Origin of the sequence: uncultured Candidatus Kuenenia sp., from assembly GCF_900696675.1 — a bacterium.
Classification (GTDB): domain Bacteria; phylum Planctomycetota; class Brocadiia; order Brocadiales; family Brocadiaceae; genus Kuenenia; species Kuenenia stuttgartiensis_A.
Map to the genome: position 1 here is coordinate 35296 of NZ_CAADGZ010000017.1, position 9219 is coordinate 44514.

6 protein-coding genes are annotated in these 9219 nt (G+C 43.0%); 4 read left to right on the forward strand and 2 right to left on the reverse strand.

The features are described from left to right. Positions 1 to 491 precede the first annotated feature (491 nt). The 3 genes from QZT26_RS04695 to QZT26_RS04705 all read left to right on the forward strand — a co-directional run bounded on the left by QZT26_RS04695 (position 492) and on the right by QZT26_RS04705 (position 4602). A complete protein-coding gene (locus tag QZT26_RS04695; protein ID WP_295101000.1) occupies positions 492 to 1643 on the forward strand; it encodes an ATP-binding protein in 1152 nt (383 codons plus the stop codon). Between the two features lie 1023 nt (positions 1644 to 2666). Further along, on the forward strand, positions 2667 to 3023 hold the full coding sequence (locus QZT26_RS04700) for a hypothetical protein (protein ID WP_295101002.1): 357 nt from the start codon (positions 2667 to 2669) through the stop codon (positions 3021 to 3023). A 19-nt stretch (positions 3024 to 3042) separates the two neighbouring features. After that, positions 3043 to 4602 (forward strand): M12 family metallo-peptidase, encoded by a 1560-nt coding sequence (locus QZT26_RS04705; protein WP_295101004.1) that lies wholly within the window; start codon positions 3043 to 3045, stop codon positions 4600 to 4602. Positions 4603 to 4689: 87 nt separating this feature from the next. Here the strand turns inward: QZT26_RS04705 and QZT26_RS04710 are convergent, their stop codons facing one another. Beyond that, complete coding sequence (locus QZT26_RS04710) at positions 4690 to 4884, reverse strand: DUF4926 domain-containing protein (protein ID WP_197705271.1); 195 nt, start codon at positions 4882 to 4884, stop codon at positions 4690 to 4692. Positions 4885 to 5394: 510 nt separating this feature from the next. Further along, the gene (gene dsbD / locus QZT26_RS04715; RefSeq protein WP_164995008.1) at positions 5395 to 7224 is read right to left on the reverse strand and encodes a protein-disulfide reductase DsbD; all 1830 of its coding nucleotides are present in this window, start codon (positions 7222 to 7224) and stop codon (positions 5395 to 5397) included. 299 nt (positions 7225 to 7523) lie between these two features. Between dsbD and hemC the strand changes: the two genes are divergently transcribed. Then, complete coding sequence (gene hemC, locus QZT26_RS04720) at positions 7524 to 8474, forward strand: hydroxymethylbilane synthase (protein WP_099326801.1); 951 nt, start codon at positions 7524 to 7526, stop codon at positions 8472 to 8474. The last annotated feature ends 745 nt before the right edge of the window (positions 8475 to 9219 follow it).

Genomic DNA, 9219 nt, shown 5'->3' on the forward strand with positions numbered 1-9219 from the left:
AAAGGTATATAAATGAACTTGGGAGGTCTCATTATTCAGGTTGATGACCGTAACGCATACTATAAGGCAAGCCGAAGGGTATAGCGGGATAATGAGAAGTCGGAGATGCCCATAGTAGTGAAGATGGTGAAGACAGAATTCTCTTACCAACATTGGCTAATAGGGAAAAGAACGGTGGCGGGGTATCAGCGGCGACACGGATAGAAAGGAGCAGTATCAACTGGTGAAACCCTCCTTGTCCCTGATAGAAATATCAGGAGGACTGAGGGTCACGTCTTAAATATTAAGCAATTGTTTTTTTTATTTACCTGTTTCGGTGAGCATCCGTACCGAAATAACTCATATGCGCTAAACAAAAAGAAAGGGTGGTAAAGTCTTCAAAAGCGAGAATTTCCTTTCAATTTTTCCAGGCGGGCTCAGGCTTGTAACCTGAATCGAAACATTTTGGAAATATCTTGATATTGCAAAATAGAAATTGTATTCTATTTTGTATGATTATCGCAAGAAAGATAAAAACGCTGGTACAACAGCGCCTGAAATCGTATCCGGCGGTAGCTTTAATCGGACCACGCCAGTCCGGCAAAACCACGCTGGCGCGCTCTTTGTCAACTGACTATTTCGATCTGGAACAAGAACCAGAACAACTGCGTCTGGACGTCCAATGGCCTTCATTGATCAAGACCAAACGCCTTATAGTCCTTGACGAGGCCCAGTCATGGCCGGAATTATTTACGCGCTTACGTGGGGCAATAGATATGGAACGACAAAGGCTTGGTCGCTTCCTGCTGCTGGGTTCTGTTTCACCGGCGCTCATGAAACATGTTTCTGAGTCCCTGGCAGGACGTCTCTCCCTGGTTGAGTTAACCCCTTTGACTCTCACCGAACTTCCTGATATCCCAATGACGGAATTATGGTTACGGGGTGGTTTTCCTGATGGCGGTGTTTTGACGTCCGACCGCTATCCACAATGGCAAAAGGACTATCTCGACCTCATGACGCAACGTGACTTACCAAGCTGGGGGTTAAGCGCCAAACCACAAGTGATGCAACGTTTGTTGAGAATGTTGGCAGCCGTTCATGGCCAATTGTGGAATGCCTCGCAAATTGGTCAAAGCCTCGGCCTTTCGTACCATACGGTCAATACCTATGTCCATTTTCTGGAAGGGACTTTTCTCATTCGGAAGCTTCAACCCTGGTTTGCAAATGTGAAGAAACGGCTTGTTCGTAGTCCGAAGTGTTATTGGCGTGATACCGGCATTCTCCACAGTTTGCTTGGTGTTCAGGACTATGAAACGCTTCTTAATCAACCATGGGTGGGCGCAAGTTGGGAAGGGTTTGTTATCGGGCAAATCCTGGACACCTTGAATATGACCGGATGGCCGGTGGATCCATGGTTCTTCCGTACGGCTGATGGCGCTGAGATTGATCTCATGTTCCGTTACAAGAACAAATTATGGGCTATTGAAGTGAAGTTGACGTCGAACCCTTCTTTGCAGGATTTTGACAGCCTCAACCGCGCTGCCGATCTGGTTGGAGCGGATAAACGTGTACTTGTCTCCCAGACAACACAGTCAGCAGTTGGAAAAATGCAGATTTCATGCTCGTTACAGGAGTTGTTGGAAATGTTCGTTAAACCGGAATAGTTCAGCTTACGGGAAATGGGGGTCTTTGATTTTGATGTAGCGAGTTCCTCCGGTTGGGCAGGAATAATTTTAATCATTTCTCCACATTTTCAGGGCTGGATCGGGCATGAATCGGGTTTAACGTATTTGATTTCTCCGTTTCTGATTGTTGTGTGAAAAAGTTTTCGTGAAGTTAACCTGAAGGTATACAAAAAGCGTTGCGTAAGGATACCGAATAGGGTCATGTGTTGGTATCAAACCTTGATCTGTGATTAAGTGTGGTTAGTGGTTAAGGGGGGAGCATTCCCGATTTTTTGTAAAAATGCCATTAGCGGGGGGAGGGGAAGGAATAGTAACACAAGCTTCCAGTTTGAGGGTAAAATGCCACAAGCAGGGTGCTTGTGTTACAATGTACAATTAGTTAACCAAAAATCGGGAATGCGCCTGTTGTTCAAACTATGTCCTCCGCTGGCGGGGGTGCAGGGGGTGGACTGGATTTCTCCATCGATTCAACTACCCCTTTATTATGAAAATAAATTTGACCCTCTTTCCCACGCTCCGCAGACTGGTCAAATGGACAATTTTATCCTGTTTCGTGACATGCATTCCCGCAGAACGTAGGAATGAGAAGAAAAATTTATGGCTATTCATGTTATAAACCTCCCAGATTTCCTCCGCATACAATTATACAATTCCACCCCCTTAATCCCCCGCCAGCGGGGGACAGGCTTGCCACATCCCTTGCAGCGTTGTTTTGCCCCAATCACACAAACGGTTACGAAAAATCGGGAATGCTCATGTTAAGAGGCAAATAGGGACAGGCACTATTTTGTTTAGTGATTATAGGTAGTGGAAAGGAGTTGAATTATATGGAGGAATCAAATCTTTATTATTGACAAATTACCATGAATAACCATTTTTAGGAATAGTCATTTTTGCACTTTGTTCAGGGCAACGTCTTAGTGTATATTCTGGTCGAAAACGACAGAAGAAAGGCTGCTGAATAAATTTCTGGATATTTAATAAGGTCTTCGGCCAACTTTTTTGCGCAACCGAGACGGTCGCGCTACCAATTTGAAATTCTTTACCGGTAAATCAGGCATTTGGCAACATTTTTTTGTAGAGCGAAGTGGCACTTCGCTCTACAAAATTCTGCAATCATTAAAGTCATACATGGCAAGGGAAGCAAACAAACTCCTCAACCGCAGTGGCGCCTTCTGGCAGCACGAAAGCTATGACCATGTTGTGCGTGATGGAAAGGAACCGGAACGGATTGTAAGTTATGTTTTATACAATCCTGTAAAGACTGGCTTGGTCTCAAGCTGTGATCAGTACGTACATGTGGTGCAGAATGGAAAGCATGTAGAGCGAAACGCCGCTTCGCTCTGCAATACAATGTGATTGAAAAGGAAATGGAGTTATGCCTAAACCCAAAAATACAATTTTGCAATTAAAAATGCTGTGGTATGTTGTTTTCCTGTTGGCTATGTCTCTAAATGTGCATGCCGGCAATGAAGAAATTGTTTCCCTCTTTCCCTCTGCCGTGTCCGGGAATTTAACGTCTGATGATGCAGTATTTGGCGTTGCAATGTCTGACAGTCAGCAGGAAGTTATTATCAACCTTATTCCTTTGAAATCCAAAATTGAAGCATATGAAAAGGTGCGCATGGATTTTCTGGAACATAGCATTGTTGTCAGACGCACTGCATTTCTTCGGGGGTTGAAGGAAAGCGTGACATGGATTGGAAAGCCTGAAGGTCGGGAAGGATCGATCATTATGTCGGTTTGCGGCGATGCCCTTTTTGGGCAGATTGAGCTGAAAGACGAGGTTTACAAGATAGTACCTGTCAGAGGCGCAAACACGCACCGGGTCTTTAAGCTCGATCCGGAAAAAGCCGCTCCCATAGACGACGTTGGCTCGATTCCGCATTATGATAAATTGAATGACAAAGAGATCAAGGATAGTTCTTCTTCCGAAAAAAGAGATGACGGATCGGTTTTTGACGTGCTTGTTTTATATACGAATGGTTTTGCGGAGGCATATCCGGGTGATGAGCTTATTGCCCAGATTAGTTATCTGGCCGGTGTAGCAAACGCTTCCTATGTAAACAGCGAAATTGGCCTTACTGCACGGGTTGTCGGAATAGAGGAGGTTGATTATGAAGACAGCGGAACAACGGCGGACGCCCTCAGTGATTTAACGTACGGGAGTGGCGTTTTTTCAGACGTGGCGGACCTGCGCAATCGTTTGGGCGCTGATCTTGTTGTTTTGTTGAGGGTTTATACGTCCGGTAACGATGTTTGTGGCAGAGCATGGCAAATGACGTCACTGAGTAGCTCGTTTGAAAATTGGGCATTTTCAGTGGTACAGGTAGGCGAAATTAGTTCTGGCAGTGGTTCTTGGTATTCGTATTGTTCAGACCAAACCCTGGCCCATGAAATGGGACACAATATGGGGTGCGGACATGCTGACGCATACTCGGCTACGGGTGTATTTGAATATTCATACGGCTATTGCTTTTATCCTTATAGATCTGTCATGGCTACGTGCAATGGCACGAGGGTCAACTATTTTTCGAATCCGGATGTATCCTATGAAGGATTTGCTACCGGCACAGATAATGCTAATAATGCCCGTTCGATAAACAAAGTCAAACTAACGGTTTCTCAATTTCGGGATTCGAAATGCCTGGGATCGATAACAATATCTCCGAAAGAATTGACACTTGCCAGGCAGGAAGTTAGTGAAGTGACGGTAACGGTAACAGGCGAATACGATTCTCCGTCCGAAGGCGAGACGATAAATGTAACAGTAAATAAGGCCGGCAGGAAGCAGGTATCGGTTTCACCGTCCATTGGTATCACAGACTTCAATGGTCAGGCGGCATTTACCATAACCGCAAGGAAAAAGAAAGGGACTGCAAAGGTCAAATTTAAGGTAGGTTGTTTGAAGAAATCAATGACCGTGAAGGTTAACTAAAGCTATTCCACGGATGTCGCAGAATTTGCCGTAAGGAGTCATCAATAAAACGAAAGTGTTACGAATTATGAAGATTTACCCTGTCTCTTAATCTTTTCCTTCTACCACCAATGTACGAATACTAAAAATCTCGTTTTCTGCTAAAGGCTCAATTGCCGACACAGGTACCGTTATCACAGCTATGGTGTCTCCAGGTGCATTAAATACTTCTAAAGAATATCCATCTTCACCCTTAGAAACAGGGTGATACTCAACAATAGTAGCAACGTCGCCTTTCTGCAATTTTTTTCAGGGATATCTTTTAATAAAACAATTTCTTCAAATAATTTATATGTACTGTCAAATTTTTTCCATTCGGCCCGGTTAATGTGCCTTTGGTTTTATACATTTGACCGTATTGTGTATTTTCAATGGATATGGCATCAAGCGATAAAATCTGATTATGCAAGCCATTTTTCAGCAAATACCAGTTTTAAAGAGTGTATCCTGCCCTGGATAACCATTGTGATTTATCATTTCGTTTTCCCGGAACTAATAAATATTGTATCATCTTATCACGAGAAATCAGAGTATTTCCAGCCAGTGTCATTTTAGTAGTCTGTTTATAAAGCAGTATTCATATTGGCCTAAAATGTTTGGTTTCTGCAGTGCAGTTTTTTCCGTTTGTCCCGTTTATACTACTTCGGAGTTCGTGTTTTTAAATAAATTACATTTTGAGAGGACATTAAGCATACTATTTGCCAAAGATTATAAAAAATTTCAAAATAAAACCTATCCGTTCGCCAACTAGCGCTATTCCACACTTTTTAGCGCTTGCAAATATTTTTTTGCATCGACAAAACCCGTTATTGTTTTGTCCTTCAGGACTACGCCGTCCTTATTAACGAACACTATTGTTGGCAAACCGACAACCTTGTATTTTTTCCAAAGTTTTTTTATTTCCGGATCTTCTGCGTTTGTAGCATCTATCTTAATATTGACAAATTTCCCCGACTCCTCTATTACCTGCGGATCAACATACGTGATTTTTTCTAATTCCATGCAGGCAGAACACCACGACGCCCAGAAATCAATTATTGCCGTCTTCCCTTCCTTTTTTGCTATTTCCAAACCCTCTTTTTCATTTGTAATCCAATGTATTTCCGCGTTGTTCACACTGCCAATTCTGGTATTTGTATCAGTGAATAGCGGCGGTAAAATGAAACCTTTGTTTACCATATAACCTAGTAAAAAATATACTCCGAAGATAAATGCTATCAGACCAAATGATTTCCTGACGCGCTGAAAACGAGAGCTGTCAAAGGTTAATTTATCAAAACCCCCCGAAAAAACCGCGGCAACAATCAGGAAAATGCCGAGTAAAATAATAAAAGCGCCTTCGGGAATAATGAGCCGCAGGTAATAAAAAGCAGCTCCTATCAAAAGAAAACCGAATATCCGCTCAACGGTTTCCATCCACGCGCCGGACCTGGGAAGCGCCTTTACTGCGCCTGAAAAAGTCCCAAGCACGATAAGGAGAACGCCCAATCCCCACGCAAAGACAAACAGCATCCAGAAACCTAAAAAGATATTTCCCGTACTCGCAATATATACCAGTAAACTTGCAAGAATAGGGCCTATACACGGCGAAGCGATAATCCCTGAAATCAAACCCATGACAAAAACACCGGCAACGCCCCTTCCTGTTCTACCGCCAAGCCGGTCTGAAATAAAAGACGGGACACGCAAGTAGTAAAATCCAAACATACTCATTGCGAGCGCTACAAATACCGCCACAACAAAACCAATAACCCACGGGCTTTGTAATGCGGCGCCGAACAGTGCGCCGGTTGATGCTGCCGTTACTCCCAACGCAGCATATACAATGGAAATGCCCAGCACATAAATCAATGACAGTAGGAATGCCCTCAGGGAATTTCTTCTTCCCTGCTGCTCGCCGGAAGCCTGTCCGCCAATTACCGCCACGGTAATGGGAATCATTGGATATACACATGGGGTAAAGCTTAAGCCTATTCCTGCCAGGAAAATAAAAATAAATGATAAAATAAGCCCCTTATCCTCGATGGTTTTCTGTATATCGCTCACATCCGACGTTACTTCCTCTTTTTGCAATACACGCGAAACATCTTCGGTTTTCCCCGTGAATGTCATGTTCTGAGAGGAATTGATTTTTAACGGCAAGAGTAATTCCTCTGTCTTTGGGGCGAAACAAATTGTCTCCGAACACCCCTGATAGTTTACCTTCAGGCGAATCGTATAAGGGCCTTCAGGCACATTATCCGTCAATTGTACATACGCAGCTATCGCGACCTGTCCTTCGTAAAAACTTACCTCTTTCTCCAGAAAGGGATCTATTTTTGTTTTTCCTTCAGGAAGTTTTGTAAAGAAAACCTCATAGAGATACGGTTCGCTGCTTACCATTTTTACCTGATCCTTGTAAATGTAATGGCCAGTATCAATGGCAATGATTAGAGTTATGGGGATTTGATCTCCAACGAAAACCTCACCCGGTACGTCCTCCACATATACTCTGAAGGGAAGAGCGTCTGCAAACGAAACCTTTTGAATAACGATACATAATAACAAACTATAAAGAATTCTTTTGAATATGCTGGTTTTCATAAATTCCTTCCTTTATCGAAAATGAAAAGACGACTGACTTTATCATTTCCCGGTAACAATTTAGTTTTTTGAAAAATTCCAATAATGGAGCTGTTTTGCCGCATAGTGTAGGGGCGAAGCATTTGCTACAAATTGACATAAACGCGTTCATACTCAAAGCGGACAAATGCTTCGCCCCTACCGTTAACAAAGGAGTTTGACTCATACACTATATTATGCTATTATCGGAACACTAAATAAAGTTAAAAATACATGTGCATGTTATTACTATTTAACCTTTTAAATGGAGCGTGTTTGCATTGCCAAAAGGAAAACCTATTATCGTTGGATCGCGGGGAAGTAAGCTTGCATTGACCCAGACAAATTGGGTTATTTCAGAGCTCAAGAAATTAAACCCCGGTGTTGAATTTGAAATAAAAAAAATATCTACCAGCGGAGATAAGATTACCGATGTGCCGTTGTCACGTCTGGGAGGCGTTGGCGTTTTTACCAAGGAACTTGAAGTTGCCTTGATTAAGGAGAAAATTGATCTTGCGGTGCATAGCGCAAAAGACATTCCTACAGAGGTGTCTGAGAAATTAACACTCGGTGCAATGCCAAAGCGGGTTGATCCCAGCGACGTTCTCATAAGCGCGAAAAACGTCACCCTTGAAAGACTGCCTGGAAATGCGCGTATCGGCACCAGCAGCCTGCGCAGAAAGGCACAACTCCTTGCGTTAAGGCCAGATTTTGAAATTGTAGATCTTCGGGGCAATCTTGATACCCGTCTAAAAAAACTCGAGGCTGACGATTTAGATGGTATTATCGTTGCCCATGCAGGTTTGATAAGGATAGGCTATACCGGACAGATCAGCGAAATCATTCCTTTCGAAATTATGTTACCCGCCGTAGGACAAGGGTCACTCGGAATAGAAATACGCAAAGATGATGAACGGATAAATAAAATACTATCGAAAATGGATGATCTGCACACCAGGATTGCAGTAGAGGCGGAACGTGCTTTATTGGCGAAACTCCAGGGTGGATGCCAGGTACCTATTGGAGCACATGCAAAAGTGCTTAATGATGAAGTACACCTCGAAGCGGTTATCTGTACGCTTGACGGAGAACGTACTATACGGGACAGTCACAAGGGACCTGCTAATCAAGCGGCTGCGGTTGGAAACGAACTTGCTCAAAGGATGCTGGACAATGGCGGTGATAAAATTTTACAGGAAATCAGGCAGAACTTCCCAAAACAAATGCCTTAAATGTATAGGAATTTTAGTCCGAAAATCTTTTTTTTAGTAACATTTTAGTCTTTTGAAAAACGTATTACCTATAAGCTCCGTAGGAGCAGCCTGTTTGTAGCAAAATAGGATATTATAACAGATATTAGCTCCGTTAGGAGCGACCTGTCTCTTGTAAATCCATATTAAACAGGTCTGCCTGAATATGGACAGGCCGCTCCTACGGAGCTATTTACTCTATTGAATTTTATTGTGCTACAAACAGACCGCCCCTAACGGGGCTACATGGTATTTTTTCTATACCGGGAATTTTTCAAAAAACTAAAGTGTTACTTTTTTTACACAAAGGCACCGAATAGGCAAGGGGGAGTTTCACCCCCCAAGCCTCTCACAAAACGGGAGCATCCCCGATTTTTTGTAAAAATGCCATTAGCGGGGAGGGAAAGAATAGTAACTCAAGCTTCCAGCTTGAGGGTAAAATGCCACAAGCAGGATGCTTGTGTTACAATGTACAATTAGTTAACCAAAAATCGGGAATGCCCCTGTTGTTCAAACAATGTCCCCCGCTGGCGGGGGTGCAGGGGGCATAAGCGCTAACTTGTTTTATTGACAAATTTTATTCATCATGGTATTTTTATATTAATTATCCCGCTAATCACTCTATAGGAGGATAAAGCCATGATGAGAGAAGATTGGGATCTTCTAAGAACTTTCTTCCCAAACGATTGGAAAAGTTTAGCCGTTGATACAAATGCTTTAAAAGGCT